This window comes from Cellulomonas cellasea (genome assembly GCF_006538745.1).
Classification (GTDB): Bacteria; Actinomycetota; Actinomycetes; order Actinomycetales; family Cellulomonadaceae; genus Cellulomonas_A; species Cellulomonas_A cellasea.
In genome coordinates this window covers 137,944-157,636 of the sequence record NZ_BJLR01000022.1, presented here as the reverse complement: position 1 = coordinate 157,636, position 19,693 = coordinate 137,944, and the positions used below count along the sequence as shown (strand labels likewise).

The 19,693-nt window shown below is 77.0% G+C and carries 17 protein-coding genes; 9 read left to right on the top strand and 8 right to left on the bottom strand.

From position 1 onward, the window contains the following. The first annotated feature begins 16 nt into the window (after positions 1-16). Both CCE01nite_RS12915 and CCE01nite_RS12910 read left to right on the top strand, forming a co-directional pair. The gene (locus CCE01nite_RS12915; protein WP_141372500.1) at positions 17-1,156 is read left to right on the top strand and encodes a phosphohexomutase domain-containing protein; all 1,140 of its coding nucleotides are present in this window, start codon (positions 17-19) and stop codon (positions 1,154-1,156) included. Position 1,157: 1 nt separating this feature from the next. Then, positions 1,158-1,376 carry a Trm112 family protein gene (locus CCE01nite_RS12910; protein ID WP_141372498.1) on the top strand — a complete coding sequence of 73 codons (219 nt, stop codon included), beginning with the start codon at positions 1,158-1,160 and terminating at the stop codon, positions 1,374-1,376. 151 nt (positions 1,377-1,527) lie between these two features. On the opposite strand, the gene CCE01nite_RS12905 is transcribed toward CCE01nite_RS12910, so the two are convergent. Then, complete coding sequence (locus tag CCE01nite_RS12905) at positions 1,528-3,201, bottom strand: ABC-F family ATP-binding cassette domain-containing protein (protein WP_141372496.1); 1,674 nt, start codon at positions 3,199-3,201, stop codon at positions 1,528-1,530. A gap of 98 nt (positions 3,202-3,299) precedes the next feature. On the opposite strand from CCE01nite_RS12905, the gene CCE01nite_RS12900 reads away from it, so the two are divergent. Continuing rightward, on the top strand, positions 3,300-4,271 hold the full coding sequence (locus tag CCE01nite_RS12900; protein ID WP_246056523.1) for a M15 family metallopeptidase: 972 nt from the start codon (positions 3,300-3,302) through the stop codon (positions 4,269-4,271). 50 nt (positions 4,272-4,321) lie between these two features. Here CCE01nite_RS12900 and CCE01nite_RS12895 read toward each other — a convergent pair whose 3' ends face one another. After that, positions 4,322-5,140 carry an RDD family protein gene (locus CCE01nite_RS12895; protein WP_141372494.1) on the bottom strand — a complete coding sequence of 273 codons (819 nt, stop codon included), beginning with the start codon at positions 5,138-5,140 and terminating at the stop codon, positions 4,322-4,324. 49 nt (positions 5,141-5,189) lie between these two features. Between CCE01nite_RS12895 and CCE01nite_RS12890 the strand changes: the two genes are divergently transcribed. Further along, the gene (locus CCE01nite_RS12890; protein WP_141372492.1) at positions 5,190-6,179 is read left to right on the top strand and encodes a stage II sporulation protein M; all 990 of its coding nucleotides are present in this window, start codon (positions 5,190-5,192) and stop codon (positions 6,177-6,179) included. Between the two features lie 136 nt (positions 6,180-6,315). Here the strand turns inward: CCE01nite_RS12890 and CCE01nite_RS12885 are convergent, their stop codons facing one another. The 6 genes from CCE01nite_RS12885 to CCE01nite_RS12855 form a co-directional block, all read right to left on the bottom strand. Further along, the gene (locus tag CCE01nite_RS12885) at positions 6,316-7,536 is read right to left on the bottom strand and encodes a winged helix DNA-binding domain-containing protein (protein WP_246056521.1); all 1,221 of its coding nucleotides are present in this window, start codon (positions 7,534-7,536) and stop codon (positions 6,316-6,318) included. A 109-nt stretch (positions 7,537-7,645) separates the two neighbouring features. Further along, complete coding sequence (locus tag CCE01nite_RS12880) at positions 7,646-8,938, bottom strand: DUF58 domain-containing protein (protein ID WP_141372490.1); 1,293 nt, start codon at positions 8,936-8,938, stop codon at positions 7,646-7,648. A 9-nt stretch (positions 8,939-8,947) separates the two neighbouring features. Then, a complete protein-coding gene (locus CCE01nite_RS12875; RefSeq protein WP_141372528.1) occupies positions 8,948-9,958 on the bottom strand; it encodes an AAA family ATPase in 1,011 nt (336 codons plus the stop codon). 320 nt (positions 9,959-10,278) lie between these two features. Then, positions 10,279-11,571 (bottom strand): DUF4350 domain-containing protein, encoded by a 1,293-nt coding sequence (locus tag CCE01nite_RS12870; protein WP_141372488.1) that lies wholly within the window; start codon positions 11,569-11,571, stop codon positions 10,279-10,281. Further along, on the bottom strand, positions 11,568-12,329 hold the full coding sequence (locus CCE01nite_RS12860) for a DUF4129 domain-containing protein (protein WP_174774696.1): 762 nt from the start codon (positions 12,327-12,329) through the stop codon (positions 11,568-11,570). The genes CCE01nite_RS12870 and CCE01nite_RS12860 overlap by 4 nt, the downstream gene beginning before the upstream one ends. Beyond that, positions 12,326-13,606, bottom strand: coding sequence for a DUF7847 domain-containing protein (locus CCE01nite_RS12855; RefSeq protein WP_141372486.1), 1,281 nt, complete (start codon positions 13,604-13,606; stop codon positions 12,326-12,328). The genes CCE01nite_RS12860 and CCE01nite_RS12855 overlap by 4 nt, the downstream gene beginning before the upstream one ends. Positions 13,607-13,770: 164 nt before the next feature. Between CCE01nite_RS12855 and mtrA the strand changes: the two genes are divergently transcribed. The 5 genes from mtrA to hpf all read left to right on the top strand — a co-directional run bounded on the left by mtrA (position 13,771) and on the right by hpf (position 19,679). After that, on the top strand, positions 13,771-14,454 hold the full coding sequence (gene mtrA / locus CCE01nite_RS12850) for an MtrAB system response regulator MtrA (protein WP_141372484.1): 684 nt from the start codon (positions 13,771-13,773) through the stop codon (positions 14,452-14,454). After that, a complete protein-coding gene (gene mtrB, locus CCE01nite_RS12845) occupies positions 14,451-16,193 on the top strand; it encodes an MtrAB system histidine kinase MtrB (RefSeq protein ID WP_246056519.1) in 1,743 nt (580 codons plus the stop codon). The genes mtrA and mtrB overlap by 4 nt, the downstream gene beginning before the upstream one ends. After that, positions 16,190-17,956 (top strand): LpqB family beta-propeller domain-containing protein, encoded by a 1,767-nt coding sequence (locus CCE01nite_RS12840; protein WP_141372482.1) that lies wholly within the window; start codon positions 16,190-16,192, stop codon positions 17,954-17,956. The genes mtrB and CCE01nite_RS12840 overlap by 4 nt, the downstream gene beginning before the upstream one ends. A 98-nt stretch (positions 17,957-18,054) precedes the next feature. Then, on the top strand, positions 18,055-18,867 hold the full coding sequence (locus CCE01nite_RS12835; protein ID WP_141372480.1) for a ComF family protein: 813 nt from the start codon (positions 18,055-18,057) through the stop codon (positions 18,865-18,867). Positions 18,868-19,031: 164 nt separating this feature from the next. Then, complete coding sequence (hpf, locus tag CCE01nite_RS12830) at positions 19,032-19,679, top strand: ribosome hibernation-promoting factor, HPF/YfiA family (protein ID WP_141372478.1); 648 nt, start codon at positions 19,032-19,034, stop codon at positions 19,677-19,679. Positions 19,680-19,693: the final 14 nt, after the last annotated feature.

Genomic DNA, 19,693 nt, shown 5'->3' with positions numbered 1-19,693 from the left:
CGGTAGACTCCCGGGCGTGCCCGAGCCGCGTGAGACCGACCGTCCCGCCCCGCACGAGGGGCCCGCAGCCACCCCGCGCACGGGCCCGGACGCCGGCGTGCGGCTGAGCGACCTCGTCGGTCTCGAGCCGGCCCGGCCGGTGACGGTCGTGCTCGACGCGGCCCACGGCGCCGCCGGCCGCGTGGTGCGCGACGCTCTCGGCGACGGCGTCGGCGGCGCGCTGCACCTCGTGCTCGTGCGCGGCGACGAGGAGCCGGGCGACGCACCCGCCCTCGCCGGCGACGGTCCGCTCGTGACCGGGCTCGGCACCCGGGCCGACGCGGCGGCGTCGACCGCGGACCTGCGCGCCGCGGTCCTCGAGCACGCCGCCGACCTCGGCCTCGCGCTCGACCCCACGGGCTGCGCGCTCACGGTGCTCGACGAGGCCGGGGAGCCGGTCGACGAGGGCGTCGTCGCGGTGCTCGTGGGGCTGCGCGTCGTCGCCCGCGAGCTCGCCGCCGGCCGCGCGCCGACGCTCGTGCGCGACGTCCTCGCCTCGCGGGTGCTCGAGGACCTCGTGGGCGGCGCGGGCGCCGAGCTCGTGCGCACGCGCGTCGGGCTGCCGGCGCTCGCGGACGCGGTCGCGGAGCACGGCGCGGTGCTCGGGGTCGGGCACGGCGGGGTGTTCGTCGTGGGCGGCGCCGGCGACACGGGGGAGACGGGCGACACGGGCGCGACGGGCGACGCGGGTGAGACGGGCGACGCGGTGGGCGCACGGTCCGGCGGCAGCGGCGGCGCTCCCGTCGCGTCCGGGCTCGTCGCGGGGCTGCACGTCGTCGCCGCGCTCGCGGACCAGCCGCACCCGATGTCCGTGCTCGCCGAGCTCTACCAGCCGTACGTCTCGACTGGCGTCCTCGTCGTCGACGTCGCGGACGCCGCCGCGGCCACCGAGCGCGTGCACGACGCGTACGTCGCGCGCCAGGGGGCCGGTCCGGTCGTGGCCGACGAGCTCGACGGACTTACGGTCGCGCACTGGGACGCGACGCCGCAGTGGTGGTTCTCCGTGCGCGCGTCGGGCTCGGGGGACCGGGTCGGGCTGCTCGTCGAGGCCGCGGACGAGGACATCGTCGAGAAGGTGCGGGACGACGTGCTCGCGCTCGTGCGAGAGGATCGGTGACATGACCGAGAACAGCGCACCGACCACCCCGACGCTCGAGCCGTGGATCCGCGAGATCCTGCGGTGCCCGGTCACGCACGCGATGCTCGTCGACGGCCACGGGCCCGACGGTGCACCCGAGCTGCACTCGACCGACCCCGAGAACCCGCTCGCGTACCCGGTGCGCGACGGAATCCCGGTGCTGCTCGCGGACGACGCCCGCCCGCTGCGCGGGGCCTGAACCCGACGCCCGCCCGCGGCGCGGGGGCGGACCGGACGCCTGCCCGCTGTGCGGCGGCTGAACCCGACGCCCGCCTGCGCGGGCCTGAACCGGGGGCTGCGTCGCAGGGCCGCCGCCGCGGTGCGGGGCCGTGCCGTCGAGCTCCCCGGCGTCAGGACTCCGTGAGCCGCCCCTCGGCGACGTGCCAGCGGCGCGTGACCCGCACCGCGTCGAGCATGCGGCGGTCGTGCGTGACGAGCAGCAGCGTGCCGGTGTACGACTCGAGCGCGTCCTCGAGCTGCTCGATCGCGGGCAGGTCGAGGTGGTTCGTCGGCTCGTCGAGCACGAGCAGGTTGACCCCGCGGGCCTGCAGCAGCGCGAGCGCCGCACGCGTGCGCTCGCCAGGGGACAGGCTCCCGACGGGCCGGGTCACGTGCGCGGCGCGCAGCCCGAACTTCGCGAGCAGGGTCCGCACCTCGGCGTCGGGCCAGTCGGGCACCTCCCGCGCGAAGGCCTCGACGAGGGGGAGCGGCGCCGCCGCCGGGTCGTCCCCGCCGAGCGCGGCACGGGCCTGGTCGACCTCACCGACCGCGACGCTCGCCCCGAGCGACGACGAGCCGGCCGCGAGCGGGGCGCGGCCGAGCAGGGCACCCAGCAGCGTCGTCTTGCCGGCGCCGTTCGCCCCCGTCACCGCGATGCGGTCGCCCGCGTCGACCTGCACGTCCACCGGCCCGAGCACGAAGCCGGGGCCGCGCTCCGACGCGCCGAGCTCGACGACCGCACCGCGCAGCACGGCGGCCACGCTCGACCCACGGGGCGCGGCGGCGATCTCGTAGCGCAGCTCCCACTCCTTGCGCGGCTCGGCGACCTCCTCGAGGCGCTCGATCATGCGGTCGGTCTGCCGGGCCTTCGCCGCCTGCTTCTCCGAGCCCTCGCGGTGGTGGTGCTTGATGTGCTTGTCGGGGTCGCTCGACTTCCGGATCGCGTTGCGGACCCCCTTCTCCATCCAGCCGCGCTGCATCCGACCGCGCTCCTCGAGCGACGACCGGCGGTCCGCGTACTGCTCGTACGCCTCGCGGGCGTGCCGGCGCGCCGTGGCCCGCTCCTCGAGGTACGCGTCGTAGCCGCCGCCGTAGACCGCGACCTGCTGCTGCGCGAGGTCGAGCTCGACGACGCCCGTCACGCAGCGCGCGAGGAACTCCCGGTCGTGGCTCACGACGACGACGCCCGCACGCTGCGACCGGACGAACGTCTCGAGCCGCGCGAGCCCGTCCAGGTCGAGGTCGTTCGTCGGCTCGTCGAGCAGCAGGACGTCGAACCGCGAGAGCAGGAGCGCGGCGAGGCCGACGCGTGCGGCCTGCCCGCCCGAGAGGCCCGTCATCGGGTGCTCGGGGTCGACCGTGAGCCCCAGGTCGGCGAGCACCTGCCCGGTGCGCTCGTCGAGGTCCGCGGCACCGACCGCCATCCACCGGTCGAACGCGACCGCGTACGCGTCGTCCGCGCCCGGGAGCTCGTCGGCGAGCGCCTGGGCGCCGGCGTCGAGCGCCTCCTGGGCGGCCGTGACCCCGGTGCGCCGCGCGAGGTGGGCCGCGACCGACTCGCCGACGCGCCGCTCGGGCTCCTGCGGGAGCCAGCCGACGAGCGCGTGCGCGGGCGACAGCGTCACCGACCCGGCGTCGGGCGTCGCGACGCCCGCGAGCAGCCGCAGGAGCGTGGACTTCCCGGCGCCGTTCGCGCCGACGAGGCCCAGCACGTCGCCGGGGGAGACGACGAGGTCGAGGCCGGAGAACAGCGTGCGGTCGGCGTGCGCGGCGGCGAGGCCGCGGGCGACGAGGGTGGCGGTCACCCGGAGATTGTCCCCCGGCGCACGCGCGGGTCCGTCCGCGGGCGGCGGGCGCGTTGCCGGGGCTGGGCACCGGCCGGACGATCCGGCACGATCGGCCCATGGGGGCAGGGCGGGACGACGACGCGCGAGCCGGCTCCGGCGCGGCCGCCGGGCGCGTCCGCGGTGCCCGGCGCTGGTCCGCGGCGCTGCGCACCCCTGGTGGCCGGCGCCGGCCCGCAGCGATGCGCACCCGTGGTGCCCAGCGCTGGCCCGCGGCGCGCGCGCTCCCTGTGCGCCGTCTCGCGCCGGCCGTGCTCGCGCTGGTGCTCGCCGGGTGCACGGGTCCGGCCGGAGGTGCGTCCGCCGACGTGAGCGACGGCGCGGCGGGGGCCGCGGCGACCAGCGTGAGCCCGTCGACCGCGACCCCCGCACCGACCCCGACCCCCACACCGACGCCCCCCGCCCCTACCCCGACGCCGCCTCCCGAGCCGACGCCCGCGGCCCCGCCGGAGCCGCCCGCCCCGCAGTTCGCCGCGACGATCAGCCCGGTCGGCCCCGAGCTCGCGGCGCGCATGGCACCGTCGTGGCGCCCCGGCTGCCCCGTCCCGCTCGAGGACCTGCGCTACCTCACGCTCACGCACCACGACTTCGACGGCGGCGTGGTCACCGGAGAGCTCGTGGTGCACTCCGACGTCGCGGACGGCGTCGTCGAGGTCTTCCGCACGCTGTTCGACGCCGGCTACCCGATCCGCTCGATGCGCCTCGTCGACGACTTCGGGGGCAGCGACGACGCGTCGATGGCCGCGGACAACACCTCGGCGTTCAACTGCCGGGCGATCACGCGCGGCACCGGCTGGTCCGAGCACGCCTACGGCCGTGCGCTCGACCTCAACCCGCGCGAGAACCCCTACGTGCGCGGGACCCTCGTGCTGCCGCCCGAGGGCCGCCCGTACGCGGACCGCCCGGACCTGCCCGGGGTCGTGCACGCGGGGGACGTCGTCGTCACGGCGTTCGCCGCGGCGGGGTGGAGGTGGGGCGGGGACTGGAGCTCGCCGATCGACTACCAGCACTTCTCGGTCACCGGGCGCTGAGCGCCGGCGGGGCTGTCCGTCCGGAGCGCCGCTTCACGCGGCGACCGTGGTCAGTCGACCGGGTCCGGGACCCCGTGCGGCAGGCGGGCCAGCAGCGCGCTCTCGTCCGCCGCCCGCTGCGCCGTGCGCCGGCCGACCGCGTGCTCGCGCTCACGCCGCTCGGCGAGCACCGCGGCGAGGAAGTACTCCGGGTGGGTGCCCACCGGCGGGAGCGGGGCGACGTACCGGCCGACCTCGGCCGCGAGCTGCGTGCCGAGCTGCACGCGGGAGGCCGGGTGCAGCGTGCCGGTGCGCGCGAGGAACTGCCGGACCGAGAGCGCGAGACCGTCGGGCAGGCGCCGCACGTCCGCCGCGTTCGCCCACGCCGCGAGCTGCGGCGGCATCGGGACCGCGGTGCGCGCCGGGGCCTTGCCGCGCACCCGCACCGCGTACGTCCCGGCGAGCAGGTCGCCGACGCGCTTGCCCTGCGGGTGGACGATCGAGCAGATCAGCGCGATCGACCCGGCCGAGGACCACAGCTCGACGAACCCCACGAGCGCCCGGACGAGCGCCTGCCGGAACCGCACCGGGCCGCCGTCGTCGCGCACGATGCGGATGCCCGCGACGAGCTTGCCGAGCGACCGGCCACGGGTCAGCGTCTCGACCGTCGTGGGGATGATGACCGTGACCGTCGCGAGGGTGGTGATCAGCGCGATGCGCACGAACGCCTCGCTCGGCGTGAAGGACGTCTGACCGACGATCACGAGCACGAGGAACGCCGCGACACCGATCGCCGCGACGTCGACGATCGACGCCAGGACGCGCGACGCGAACGACGTGGGCCGCGCGTCGAGCAGCACGCCCTCGCCCGTGACGATGCCGTCGCTCATCCCGCGTCCCCTCCTCGAGCCGTCCACATCCTGTGGCAGGGTAGCGGGCGTGGACCTCGACGCCTTCACCGCGGTGCGCAGCCCGTCCTGGGCGCGCCTCGACGAGCTGACGCGCCGCCGTCGCCTCACGGGCGCCGAGGCCGACGAGATCGTCCGGCTCTACCAGGCCGTCGCGACGGACCTGTCGTCCGTCCGGTCGAGCGCGCCGGACCCCGAGGTCGTCACCCGTCTGTCCCAGCTGCTCGCCCGCTCGCGCTCGGTCATCGCGGGCGCGCACGAGCCCGCGTGGCGCGACGCGGCGCGGTTCCTCGTGGTGTCGTTGCCCGCCGCGCTGTACCGCATCCGCTGGTGGACGCACGCCGTGACGCTCGCGTGCCTGCTCCTGGCCGTGGCGGCCGGGGTGTGGGTCGCGACGCAGCCCGACGCGCTCGCCGCGATGGGCACGCCGAGCGAGCGCACCGAGTACGTCGAGAACGCGTTCGCGTCGTACTACGACCCCGGCGTGGGCTTCGCGGGGATGGTGTGGACCAACAACGCGTGGCTCGCGGCGCAGGTCGTCGCCGTCGGGATCACCGGGATCCTGCCCGCCTACATCCTCGTCAACAACGCGGTCATGGTCGGGGCGACCGGCGGCATGATGGCCGAGCACGGGAGCCTCGACGTGTTCCTCCAGCTCATCGCCCCGCACGGGCTCATGGAGCTGACCGCGATCTTCGTCGCCGGGGCCGCCGGGCTGCGGCTCTTCTGGACCTGGGTCGATCCCGGTCCGCGCACGCGCACGCGCGCCCTCGCGGAGGAGGGGCGGGCGCTGTTCACGGTCGCGCTCGGGCTCGTGGGCGTGCTCGCGGTCTCGGGCCTCGTCGAGGGCTTCGTGACGGGCTCGGGGCTGCCGTGGTGGCTCAAGATCGTCATCGGCGCGGTCGTGCTCGCGGCGTTCTGGGTCTACGTCTACACGCTCGGCCGGCGCGCGGTCGCGGACCACGAGACCGGCGACCTGACCGCCGACGAGGCGGGCTACGCGGTCGCCGTCGCCGACTGACGGCCGCTCCGCGCCGCAGCGTCCCGGACCCGACGGCGACACGTCGCCGAACCGCCCGGACCTGGCGGGGACATGCCGCTGAACCGGCCGGACCTGACGGCGACACCCCGCCCCAGCGCCCCGACGAGCGTGCTCGTCAGGCGAGGACGGCCCGGTGCTCCGCGGCGTCGTCCGCGACGAAGCGGACGAGCCCCTCGGCCTCCGCGAGCAGCTCGGTGCGCGTCGCGGGGTCGACCGGCTCGAACGTGCGCACCGTCAGGGTCGCCAGCTCGCGCCGCGCGCGCACCCCGCCGGGGTCGAGCCGCTCGCGCGCGACGGTCCACGTGCCGGCGACCCTCCCGTCGACGAGCACCGTCCCGGGGGCCATCCCGTTCTTCGTCGCGAGCGCCCGGCGGTGCTCCTCCGAGACGACCCGGGTCCGGTCGGCGTGCGAGAGCGTCAGGTTGTCGAAGTCCGCCAGGAACAGGACCGGCGCGGGCACCTCGGCGTCGGGACGCGGCGCGTCCGGCAGGTCGACCAGCGCGCGGCCCGACGCCGACCCCGGCCCCGGCTCGGCGCGGAACGTCACGAGCCGCTCGCGCAGGCCGTCGACGACCGACGCGAGACCCCCGAGCCCCGACCAGGTCTGCACGTCCGCCACGCTCGCCGGGCCGAACGCCGCGAGGTAGCGCAGGACGAGCCGCTCGAGCTCGGCCGCACGCACGTCGGGGTCCGTGAGGTCCGGGGCGCCCGCGGCGCGCTCGGCGCCGAACCAGGCCCGGGTCGTCGTCCACGTCGTCGCCCCCGACCGGCCCCACACGCCGCGCGGCGTCACCTGGACGAGCGGCAGCGTGCCGCGCGCGCCGTATGCGAGGGACCCGGGGGCGACGTCCGGCCAGCGCTCCGCGAGGAGGCTGCCCAGCTCCGTCGAGACGCGCGGCTCGGCCTCGACGAGGCCCCGTGCGGCCTCGGTGAGCTCCGCGAGGTCCAGGGTCCGCAGGGCGGCGCCGTGCAGGACGTTCTGGCGCAGGTCGCGCTCGTACAGCGGCGCCGTGAGGCCGGGCAGGACGAGCGCGTCGTCGGCCGTCACCAGGTGGATCGTGCCGCGCATCACCGCGATGCGCGCGACCCGGCGGTCCAGCAGGGCCTCGGACAGCTCGGCGTGGCGGAAGCCGGTCAGCCGCGACCACAGGGCCGTGTACGGCGAGCGGGGGAGCTGCGCCTGCAGGCCGACGAGGTGGTCGACCATCGCGCCGACGGGCACCGTCGCGCGGGCGAGGAGGTGCTGGCGGGCGAGCAGCGCCCGGTTGAGGGCCGCGCGCGTGAGCAGCGGCGCGCTCGGTGCGTCGGCGGTGCGGGGCGTGCGTCGGGTGGCCACGCAGCGACGCTAGCGGGCGCTCCCGACACCGGGGCACCGACGGCGCGGCGTCCCGGTGCTGCAGCTCCTCCCGGAGCGCACGCCGCCCCGCGCGGTCCGAGCCGTGCGGTCAGAGCCGCCCGGCGGCCTTGAGCGCGATGTAGGTGTCGGCGAGCCGCGGTGCGAGGTCCTCGGGCAGCGCGTCGACGACCTCGATGCCGCTCCGGCGCAGCCGGGCCGAGACCGCGGTCCGCTCGAGCTCGACGCGCTCGGCGGCGGCGGCGTCGAACACCGCGGCGACGTCCGCACGTCCCGTCCGCAGCTCCTCGACCTCGGGGTCGCGCACCGAGGCGAGCACGACCTGGTGCCGCTCGGCGAGGCTCCCGACGACCCCGAGCAGCCCCTGCTCGACCGCCGCGGGCTCGAGCGCCGAGAGCAGCACGAGCAGCGAGCGCTGGGTCAGGCGCTCGCGCACGAGCCCCACGACCCCCGGCCAGTCGGTCTCGACGAGCGCCGGCTCGACGCGGGCCAGGGCGTCGGCGATCGCCGGCATGAGCCGGGCCCCGCTCGCGCCGGCCACGCGTGCGCGGACCTTGCGGTCGTAGGCGACGAGCTCGACGTGGTCGCCGGCCTTCGACGCGAGGGCCGCGAGGAGCAGCGCCGCCTCGATCGACGCGTCGAGGCGCGGGGCGTCGAGCGTGCGCGCCGCCGAGGTCCGCGACGTGTCCAGCACGACGAGGATCCGCCGGTCCCGCTCGGGTCGCCACGTGCGGACGACGACGTCCGCGCGCCGGGCTGTCGCACGCCAGTCGATCGACCGGACGTCGTCGCCGATCACGTACTCGCGCAGCGAGTCGAACTCGGTGCCCTGCCCGCGGACCTGCACGGCCGCGCGCCCGTCGAGCTCGCGCAGGCGCGCCAGGCGGCTCGGCAGGTGCCGCCGCGAGGCGAACTCGGGCAGGACGCGCAGGACGCCGGGCACGTCGAGCGACGCCTGGCGGCCGGCGAGGCCGAGCGGCCCGAGCGTGCGGATCGTCACGCGGTCGGCGTGCCGGTCACCGCGCCGCGTGGGGACGAGCGTCGTCGTGAGGCGTCGGCCGTCGCCGGGCGGGGCGTCGACCGCGTGCCGGTTGTCGCGCGCGCCCGCCGAGGGCTGCCACGCGTCCCGGACCGTCGCCCGCAGCCGCCGCGTCCCGACGTTGCGGACCGTGAGCACCGAGCGGGCCTCCTCGGTGAGCCGCACCGACGCGGGCACGCTGCGCTGCACCGCGACGAGCCGCGGCGAGGCCGCCAGCCCCGCGTCGACCGCGCACGCGAGCGCGACCACGAGCGTCCACAGCAGCACCGTGCCGGGCGCGGGCACGACGAGGACCGCCACGACGCCGAGCGCCGTGAGCGCGACGGCCCGCCAGGTGATCGCCACGCGGCCGGCTCAGCGGGGGACGGGGACGGCGGCCAGCACGGTGTCGAGCACGCTCTCCGTCGTGACGCCCTCGAGCTCGGCCTCGGCGCGCAGCTGCACGCGGTGCCGCAGGGTCGGGTGGGCGAGCGCCTTGACGTCGTCCGGCGTCACGTACCCGCGACCGGACAGCCACGCCCAGGCGCGCGAGGTCGCGAGCAGCGCGGTCGCACCACGCGGGGAGACCCCGAGCGCGAGCGACGGCGACTGCCGCGTGGCCCGGCACACGTCGACGGCGTACCCGAGCACCTCGCGCGAGACCTGCACCCGGGCGACCTCGTCGCGCGCCCGGCCGAGCACCGCGACGCCCGCGACGGGCCGCACGCCCGCACCGGCGAGGTCGCGCGGGTCGAAGCCCGCGGCGTGCCGCTGGAGGACCTCGATCTCCTGGTCGCGCTCCGGCAGGGGCAGCGTCAGCTTGAGCAGGAACCGGTCGAGCTGGGCCTCGGGCAGCTGGTACGTGCCCTCGTACTCGACCGGGTTCTGCGTCGCGATGACCAGGAACGGGTCGGGCAGGCGGCGCGGGGTGCCGTCCACCGAGACCTGACGCTCCTCCATGGCCTCGAGCAGCGACGCCTGGGTCTTCGGGGGCGTGCGGTTGATCTCGTCGGCGAGCAGCAGGTTCGTGAAGACCGGCCCCTGGCGGAAGGAGAACTCCGCGGTGCGCGCGTCGTACACGAGCGAGCCCGTGACGTCGCCGGGCATGAGGTCGGGCGTGAACTGCACCCGCTTGGTGTCGAGGTCGAGCGCGGCGGAGAGCGTCCGCACGAGCAGCGTCTTCGCGACACCCGGCACGCCCTCGAGCAGCACGTGGCCGCGGCACAGCAGCGCGATGAGCAGCCCCGTCACGGCGGCGTCCTGCCCGACGACGGCCTTCGCGACCTCGGTGCGGACGGCCGCGAGGGCCGAGCGCAGCTCGAGGGACGGCCCGGTCGGGGCGGCCGGCGCGGGCGGGGCGTGCTGGGGCTGCGGCTGCTTGACCAGGTCCGGGGCGTGCTGCGCCGGTGCGGCGACGTGCTGCTGTGCGGCGGGGGCGGCGGCGTGCTGCGGCTGCGGGGCCGGCGCGGCGGCGTGCTGCGGCTGCGGAGCGTGCTGCGGCTGCGCAGCGGGCGGGGCAGCGTGCTGCGGCTGCGGCTGCGGCTGCGGAGCCGGGGCGGGAGCGGGCGGCGCCGCCGGCGCCGGGGCCGCGTGCTCGCCCGGGGCCGGCTGCGGTGCGGCGTCGGCGGGCCGGTCGAGCGGCGTCTGCGGCTGCGCGCCGTACGGCCCGTCCGCGGCCTGCCGCGGCTCGGTGGGGTGTGCCTCGGTCACGATCGGTGAACCTCGCTCTCCAGCTCGTCGAGCCTGCGGGCCAGCTGCGCCAGCCCGGCGTCGTCCTTCGGGGGTGGTCCGTACAGCAGGCCCGCGACCTCGTCGGCCGGCCGGCGGGTGGCCTGCGCGAGCGCGTCGATCACGGCGTGCGCACCGGCCGACCGGGGCAGGCCCAGCCGCTGCGCACAGCGGGCGGCGGTCCCGGCCCGCAGCGCGGCGGCGGCGTGCCCGTACGAGCGTGCCCGACGGTACAGGCGTCCGCGTCCGCGCGTCGTCTCCGCCGCGCGCACGGTCACGGGGAGCGGCTCGGTGACGACCCGGCCCAGCCGCCGCCCGCGCCACAGCGCAGCGACGCCGACGACCACGAGCAGCTGGAGCGCGAGCACCTCGGCGACGGGCGGCAGCAGGTCGCCGATCCCGGGCCCGGCAGGCGTGGCCTCGTCCCCGAAGTCGTCGAGCGACGGCACGTACCAGGTGAGCTGCTCGTGGCGGCCCAGCGCCCGCAGCGCGAGGGCGGCGTGCCCCTCGTCGGCGACGGTGTCGTTGCGCAGGAACCGGGTGTCGGCGAAGGCGGTGACCCGGCGCTCGCCCTCGACGACGAGGTACGCCCCCGAGCCCTCGTCGTCGGTCGACGTCGGGAAGCACGTCACGGCCCCGGGCGCCAGGACGGTGAACCCGGGACCCCCGGACCGGAACGTCTCCGCCGCGGCCGCGGTCGGGTCCTCGCACCGGGCAGTCCGGGTCGTCGGCGCGGTGTCGTCCGGGCCCGACCAGCTGCGCGTCGCGGCCGTCGTGACCTCGTCGAGCAGCGCGGTCGGGTCGAGCAGGACGAGGTCGGCGCCGGTCGCGGCGAGGTCCTCCATCTGGGACAGCCCGAGCAGCGCGTCGCCGGTGACGAGGAGCGTGGTGCCCGCGTCGGCGGCCGCGACGGCCTCGGAGGTCCGGCGCACGTACGTGACCTCGACGCCCTGGTCGCCGAGGACCTGCGCGACGGCCCGTGCGCCCTCGGGCGCGGCGTTGTCGGGAGCGAGGGCCACCGTGGACGTGCGCGGCTCGGGGAGCGCGGCGAGCAGCCCGACGAGCACGAGCAGCGACAGCACCGCGAGCGGGAAGCGCCACCGGCGCCACCGGGAGCCGGCGCGCGAGCGTGCGGTCGAGCCGTCGCCCGTGACCGTCACCGGCGCGGGGCCGGGCCCGGGTGCCGCGCCGGCCGACGTGCCGGCCGCCTCCGGCGCGGTGAGCGGGGCGGGCGCGCCACCGGGCGCCGAGACGGGTGCGGGGGTGCTCATCGGGTCCCCCCGCCGGGCGTCTCGTCGGCGCCGGTCCCGCCGTCGCCGGCCGCAGCGAGCGCGTGCTCCCGGTCCGTGGCGGCGTCGTCGGCGGGCGTGCCGAGGGGCCGCTCGGCCGCGACCGCCGCGTCGACCTCGCGCAGCCGCGCGTCGTCGGACGGGCCGGCCGGCTGGTCGCCGTAGACGACGTCGTCGAACAGGCGCCCGGCATCGCGGAGCGCGGGCGCGGACCGGGGCAGGCGGTACGCCGCGGCCTCGACGGCCTCGTGCGCGGTGCGGCCCGGCCGCTCGTCGAGCACCGTGCGCTCCTCGAGCGACCGCACGACCGCACGAAAGCGCTCGGCGACCGCCTCGTGCCAGTCACCGCGGGACGCGGCGGCGTCGGCGGCGGCGCGGAGCTGCGCGGCCGTGCGCGTGTCGTCGCCGCCGAGCACGATCCCGCCCCCGCCCGACCGACGGGCGCGACGCACGGGGCCGGCGACGTACAGCACGACGGCGGCGACCACCGCGAGCAGCACGACGATGACGAGCGCGGCGGTCCGCCCGTCGAGGCCGAGCGCGGGGACGTCGTCGAACAGGCTGCTGACCCAGTCGAGGATCCGCTCGAGCAGGCTCGGGCTGTCGTCGTACACGGGCTCGAGCAGCTCACGCTCGACCCAGCGTCGCGCCTCGTCCGCGCCGGGCTCGACCGGGACGTCGCCCGCCCGCCCCGTGACCAGGGCGCCGGCGTGCGCGTGCGCGAGGGCGAGCAGCGTCACGCGACCCGCTCGTCGGCCGCGCGGGCGAGCTCGACGTCGAGGCCCTCCCGGCGCATCCGCACGTCGATGTACAGCAGCGCGACGACGGCCGCCGAGAACACCGTGGTCAGCGTGAGCGCGATGATCTGCGCGACCGAGCTGACCGCGATCGACCCGAACGACGTCATCATCGGGTCGTCGAACGGGACCATCGCGGCCGTGACGGCGGGCACCGCGATCGTCTGGCTGACGATCTGCACGATGACGTTGACCAGCACGTAGATGCCCAGCAGGCGCCAGAAGCTCCCGCGGGTCAGGCGCCACCCGCGTGCGACGGTCGCCCAGAACCGGCCGCCCTCGAGCATGAGCGCGGGCGGCACGAGGAGCGTCCGCACGGTGATCCAGGTGCCGGCGACCAGCAGCGCGAGGCCGCCGACGAGCGCGACGACGGCGACGGCCCACCAGATCTCGTTCGCGGCGAGCGCCCCGATCGCGGCCCCGTAGGCGGCGAGGACGGCGACCCAGACCACGCCGACGAGCAGGCTGAAGCCGACGACGGACCAGACGCGGCCGCGCGCGAGGCGCACGACCTCGCCCATGCTCACGGTCTGGCCGATGACCGAGCGGCTGACCGAGACGATGAGCAGGCCGGTCAGGATCGTCGCGGCGAGCGCGAGGAACGGCGTGGTGAGCAGGGCGGCGAGCACCGACCCCATCTGGTCGCGCAGGCCCAGCATGCCGTCGGGGTCGAGCGAGCTCGTCACGTCGCCGAGCGCGCCCGCGAGGATGCCGGTGAGGTACCAGGTGACCGCCGACATGAGCGCGACGACGACCGTCACGACGACGGCCGTGAGGCCGAACATGACGCGCGGGTTGGCGCGCACCGCGCGGAAGGCGCCGTCGAGCACCTCGCCGAGCCCGAGCGGCCGCAGCGGCACGATGCCCGGCTGGAGCGCGGCGACGGGCGGCAGCGGGGCGCCGTAGCCCGGAGCCCCGTACCCGGGACCTCCGTACCCGCCGGGCTGCCCGTACCCGCCCGGCTGGCCGTACCCGGGCTGGCCGTACCCGCCCGGCTGGCCGTACCCCGGCTGACCGGGCGGCGGCGACGGCGGGACGGGGCCGGTCGGGTAGCCCGCGGGCGGAACGGGCACCGGCGGCGTCGGCTGCGCGTAGCCCGGCACGGGGCCCCACCCGGACGCGCCCGGCGCGGGGCTGCCCCCGGTGGGCGGGACGGGCGGCGGCGGCACGGGAGCCCCCGGTGCCGGCTGTCCCGGTGCGTCCTCGTGCGGGGTCGTCATCGCGTCTCGCTCCCTGTTCTGCGCAGGCACCGGTGCGGCGCTCGTGCTGCGCCGTGCCGGCTCATCGTGCCACGGCAGGGCGCGCACGTGGCGCAGCGCCCCCGCACCGACGCGCACGAGTGACGTCGGTGCGTCCGTGGCGCGCGCGGTGCGATCATGTGCGCATGAAGGGTCGTGTGCTGGTGGTCGACGACGACACCGCTCTCGCAGAGATGATCGGCATCGTGCTCCGCTCCGAGGGGCTCGAACCGGTGTTCTGCGCGGACGGCGACGACGCGCTCGCGGTGTTCCGTGCGTCGCAGCCCGACCTCGTGCTGCTCGACCTCATGCTGCCCGGCAAGGACGGCACCGAGGTGTGCCGCCTCATCCGGTCCGAGTCGGGCGTCCCGATCGTCATGCTCACCGCGAAGGCCGACACCGTCGACGTCGTGCTGGGCCTCGAGTCCGGGGCCGACGACTACATCTCCAAGCCGTTCAAGCCCAAGGAGCTCATCGCGCGGGTCCGGGCGCGGCTGCGCCGCAGCGACGAGCCCGCGCCCGAGCACCTCGCGATCGGCGACCTGACGATCGACGTCACGGGCCACCGGGTGACGCGCGACGGCGAGCAGATCTCCCTCACGCCGCTCGAGTTCGACCTCCTCGTCGCGCTCGCACGCAAGCCGTGGCAGGTCTTCACGCGCGAGGTGCTGCTCGAGCGCGTGTGGGGCTACCGGCACGCCGCCCACACCCGGCTCGTCAACGTCCACGTGCAGCGCCTGCGCTCGAAGATCGAGGCGGACCCGGAGCGACCGGAGATCGTCGTGACCGTGCGCGGCGTCGGCTACAAGGCGGGCACGACCCCGCAGTGAACGCGTTCCGGGCCCGCCGGGCGCTGCGGCTCGCGCGGCTGCGGCTGACCCGGCGCGAGCGTGCGCTGGCGGGGGCGTGGCGCGAGTCGCTCCAGGTGCGGGTCGTCGTCACGACGCTCGCGATCGGCCTGGTCGCGCTGGCCTGCCTGGGGGCCTACCTGTCCGACCGCATCCAGGACGGGCTGTTCGCGCAGCGCATGGAGCAGATCCTGCGCGAGAGCGCACGCGGGACGCAGCAGGCGCAGAGCTCGTTCACGGGCTCGACCGCGTCGACCGGGTCCGAGGTTCAGCAGCTCCTCATCGACGTCGCCACGGTCCTGAGCACGGGCGGCTCGGAGCAGCGCGAGGTGTTCCTCCTGCGGGCGCAGGGCCAGGCGGCCGCCCTGCAGCTCGTGACCGCGGGCGCGACCGACCCCGAGCTCGTCGACCTCATCTCACCCGAGCTCCGGGAGGCGACCGCGAGCGGCGAGGGCCAGCGCTGGCAGTCGGTCGCGTGGCCGCGGGGGAGCACCGACGGCGACGGCGCACCCGCGCGCGAGGTGCCCGCGGTCCTCGTGGGCGAGACCGTGACGCTCCCCGTCGTGGGGACCCACGAGCTGTACTTCCTCTACAGCCTGGAAGCGGAGCAGGAGCAGCTCGAGTTCCTCCAGCGGGTGCTCGGGATCGGCGCGCTCGCGCTCACGGTGCTGCTGGGCTCGATGACGTGGGTCGTCACGCGGCAGGTCGTGCGGCCCGTGCGGATCGCGGCGCAGGTCGCCGAGCGGCTCGCCGACGGGCACCTCGACGAGCGGATGCCCGTGCGCGGGCAGGACGAGATCGCCTCGCTCGGGCGCTCGTTCAACGAGATGGCCGTGAGCCTGCAGGACCAGATCAACCGCCTCGAGGCGCTCGGGGCGCTGCAGCGCCGCTTCGTGTCGGACGTCTCGCACGAGCTGCGCACGCCCCTGACGACGATCCGCATGGCCGGGGAGGTGCTGCACGGCGCCCGGCACGACTTCGAGCCCTCCGCGAAGCGCTCCGCGGAGCTGCTGCAGACCCAGCTCGACCGCTTCGAGGACCTGCTCGTCGACCTCCTCGAGATCAGCCGGTTCGACGCCGGCGCGGCGGTGCTCGACGCGGAGCGGCGCGACGTGCGCGACGCGGTCAACGCCGTGATCGACCAGGCCGTGCAGCTCGCCGAGGTGCGCGCGACCTGGCTGAGCGTCGACCTGCCCGCCGAGCCGGTGGTCGCGGACGTCGACCCCCGCCGCGTCGAGCGGATCCTGCGCAACCTCGTCGTCAACGCGATCGAGCACGCCGAGGGGTCGCCGGTCGAGGTCACGCTCGCCGGGGACCCCCAGGCGGTCGCGGTCACGGTGCGCGACCACGGCGTCGGGATGACCCGCGAGGTCGCGGAGCATGTCTTCGACCGGTTCTGGCGGGCCGACCCGGCGCGCGCACGGACCATCGGCGGCAGCGGGCTCGGCCTCGCGATCTCGCTCGAGGACGCGCACCTGCACGGCGGCTGGCTCGAGGCGTGGGGGCGGCCCGGCGGCGGCGCGGTCTTCCGGCTCACGCTGCCGCGGCGCGCGGGCATCCGGCTCGTCTCGTCGCCGCTCCCGCTCGAGCCCGAGGACGCGGCCGACCCGGCGCCGCGCGAGCAGCGGCACGGCGTCGACCCGGCCGCGCTCCCCGAGCTCGCGGACCTGCACCACGACGCCGACCACGAGCACAAGCACGACCACCTGGAGGCGCGATGACCCCGACGCCCCGCCCCGCACTGCGGGTGCCCCGGCGTGCACCGGGGGCGGCACGCCGCCGGACCGTCGCGTCCGCGCTCGCGCTCGTCCTCCCGGCGCTGTGGGTGCTGTCCGCGTGCGTCGCGATGCCGACGTCGGGGCCGGTCGAGGTCGGCGACGGCGAGGTCAGCGACGCCGGCCCGGCCGTGGTGCCCCTGGCCGACCGCCCCGCCCTCGACGCGGACCCCCAGGGCATCGTCGTGGGGTTCCTCAAGGCGAGCCAGGCCGGGTTCAGCCGCGACCCGCGCCGCGGCGGGGACTTCCGGGCGGCGCGCGAGTACCTCGCCGGGGACGCGCGCGCGGCGTGGAAGCCGCGCGAGAGCGTCGTGGTCTACCCGACGACGAGCAGCCCGACGTTCACCGTCGTCAACGAGTCGCAGGTCCAGGTGACGCTGACGGTCGCCGCGCGCATCGACGCCGACGGCCGCTACGCCGAGGCCGCGACCGACGCCGAGGAGTCGCTCACGTTCGACCTCGTGCAGGACAGCTCGGACCAGTGGCGCATCGCGGGCCTCGAGGACGGGGTCGTGCTCGACGAGTCGAACTTCGAGAACCTGTTCAGCTCGGCGAGCCTCTACTTCCTCACGCCCGACGACACCGACCTCGTGCCCGAGACGCGGTGGTTCCCGGTGCGCAACATCGCGACGTCGATCGTCCGCGAGCTGCTCGAGGGCCCGTCGCCGTGGCTGCGCGACTCGGTGCGGTCCGCGATCCCCGAGGGGGTCGAGCTCAAGCCCGAGACGGTGCCGGTCGACGAGAGCGACTCGACCGCGTCGGTCGGCCTGACGGAGGCGGCGGCGCTGACGGACGCCGCGGAGCGCGCGCGGATGCTCGCGCAGATCGAGGCGTCGCTGGCGATCCCCGGGGTGCGGGCGGTCGAGGTCACCGCGGGCGGCGTCCCGCTCACGGCCTCCGCGACCGACCTCCGGCACGGCGTCGACACCGACGCGGTCCTCGAGGTCGTCTCGGGCGACACGGTCGTGCAGCTGACGAACGGCGAGCTCGTCCCGCTGCTCGAGCCGCCCGACCTCGGGGGGCGCGCGGTGCACGACCTCGCGCGCAACGAGCGCGGCAACGTCCGCGTGGCGCGGTCCGACGCGGGCGACCTCGTGCGCGTCGGGGTCGGCGACGCGCCGACGGAGACGATCCTGAGCGGGCCCGGGCTGCTCGCGCCGTCCGTCGACCGGCTGAGCTGGACGTGGACCGCGTACCCCGGGCCGGCCGGCCTGCTCGTCGCGGTCCGCGCCGACGGTCAGCGCGCCGACATCAGCGCGCCGTGGCTCGCGGGACGCAGCGTCACGGCGATCCGCGTCTCGCGCGACGGTGCCCGCGTCGCGGTGCTCTCGACCGGCTCGGACGGGCTCGCGCTCGACGTGGCCGGCGTCGTGCGGGACGCCTCGGGCAGCCCGCTCCAGCTCGGGGAGCCGCTCGGCGCCGGGGCGACGCTGGTCGACGCGACCGAGCTCGTGTGGGTCGACGACGCGACGCTCGGCGTGCTCGGGCGCTCGGGCGTCGCGACGAGCGCGGCGTACCACCTCGTGCCGCTCTCCGGCCAGACGCGCGCGCTCCCGGCGCTCGAGGACGCGGTCGCGATCGCGGGCGGCAAGGGGCAGCGCTCGCTGTACGTCGCGACGTCCGACGGCCGGCTGTTCTGGCTCCCCGGCGTGAACGCGAGCTGGAGCGAGGTCGCGACCGGGGTGCGGGACCCGTACTTCCCGGGCTGACGGGCCGACGCACCCCCAGGCCGTCGGCGACGGCGGTCCGGGCGCGGGTCGTGCGGTGCGGGCAGCGCGGCGTCGCGCGTCCGCGCCAGGGTCGCGGCATGCCGGAGCGCGAGGACACGTCGACCCTGCGGAGGTGCTGGGCCGACCTCGTCGGGCTCGTGCTCCCCGTCGCGTGCGCGGGCTGCGAGGCGCTGGACGTCGCGCTCTGCGGGCCGTGCGCGTCCCGGCTGCTCGCGCGGCCCGAGCGGTGCGAGCACGGGGCCGGGCGGCTCGACCGCCTCGACGGGCGCGGCCCGCTGCCGGTCTGGGCCACGACCCCGTACACCGGGCCGGTGCGCGAGCTCGTCGTCGCGTGGAAGGACCGGGGGAGGGCCGACCTCACGCCGGCACTGACCGCCGCCGCGGCCCGCGCGGGGACCGCCCTCGGACCTGTCCTGGGCCCCGCGCTCGACGCGCTCCCGCCCGGCGCCGGGGCCCGCGGCCGCCCCGCCGTGCTCGTCGTGCCCGCGCCCTCGACGAGCGCGGCACGCCGCCGCCGCGGCGAGGACCTGGTCGGACGGCTCGCGCTCGCGGTCGCGTCCGGCCTGGTCGGCGCGGGCGTCGCGGCGCGGGCGCACCCGTGCCTCGGGCGGCGCGGCCGGGGCCGGGACCAGGTGGGCCTGACGGGTCGTGCGCGCGGGCGCAACCTCGCCGGACAGGTCGCCGTGCGGGGCCGCGCGGGTGCCGTCGCGGGTGCACCGGTGCTGCTCGTGGACGACGTCCTGACCACCGGGGCGACGCTCGCGGCGTGCGAGGACGCGCTCTCGGGAGCGGGCGCCGCGGTCCTGGCCGGGTGGGCCCTCGCGGCGACGCCACCACCCGGACGGAGCAGCGAGGCGATTGGTCGTCCCGGCGCCGCGGGACTAGCGTGAGGGAACGAACCGACAGCACCGGAGGCAGCGCGACAGGCGGACGAGACCTGTCCGCCGGCCCCCGCCGGGTGCAGGAGGAGGTGGTGCCCGTCGTCCGGCCCTCAGGGGCACACGTGCACGTCACCGGGCGGTCAGCCGCCCCCCTCGTCCTCCAGGAGGATCACATGGACATCGTGGTCGCAGGTCGTCACACCGAGGTTCCGGAGAAGTTCCGCCGGCACGCCGAGGAGAAGCTGACGAAGCTCGCGCAGCTCGCGCCGCAGGCCCAGCGCATCGACGTCGAGGTCTCGCACGAGCGCAACCCCCGCCAGGCGGGCGTCGCCGAGCGCGTCGAGCTCACGGTCGTCGACAAGGGACCCGTGATCCGTGCCGAGGCGTGCGCCGACGACCGGTACGCCGCGCTCGACCTCGCGATCGCCAAGCTCCAGGAGCGCCTGCGCCGATCGCGCGACCGGCGCAAGGACCACCGCAACCACACCCCGCTCACCCCCGTCGACGTGCGCCCGCCCGTCGTGTCGGACGAGCCCCCGGCCGCCGCCCCGGCGCCGGGCGAGGCCGTCGAGACGACCCTGGGCGACTCGCCCGTGGTCATCCGCGAGAAGGTGCACACCGCGCAGCCCATGACGATCGACGACGCCCTCTACGAGATGGAGCTCGTCGGTCACGACTTCTTCCTCTTCATCGACGTCGAGACCGCGCAGCCCTCGGTCGCGTACCGGCGCCGCGGCTGGAGCTACGGCGTCATCAAGCTCGACACGCCGGTGGCGACCCTGAGCCCCAAGCCGGTGGAGGCCTCGGCCGCCGTCGGCTGACGGACGCAGCGGCG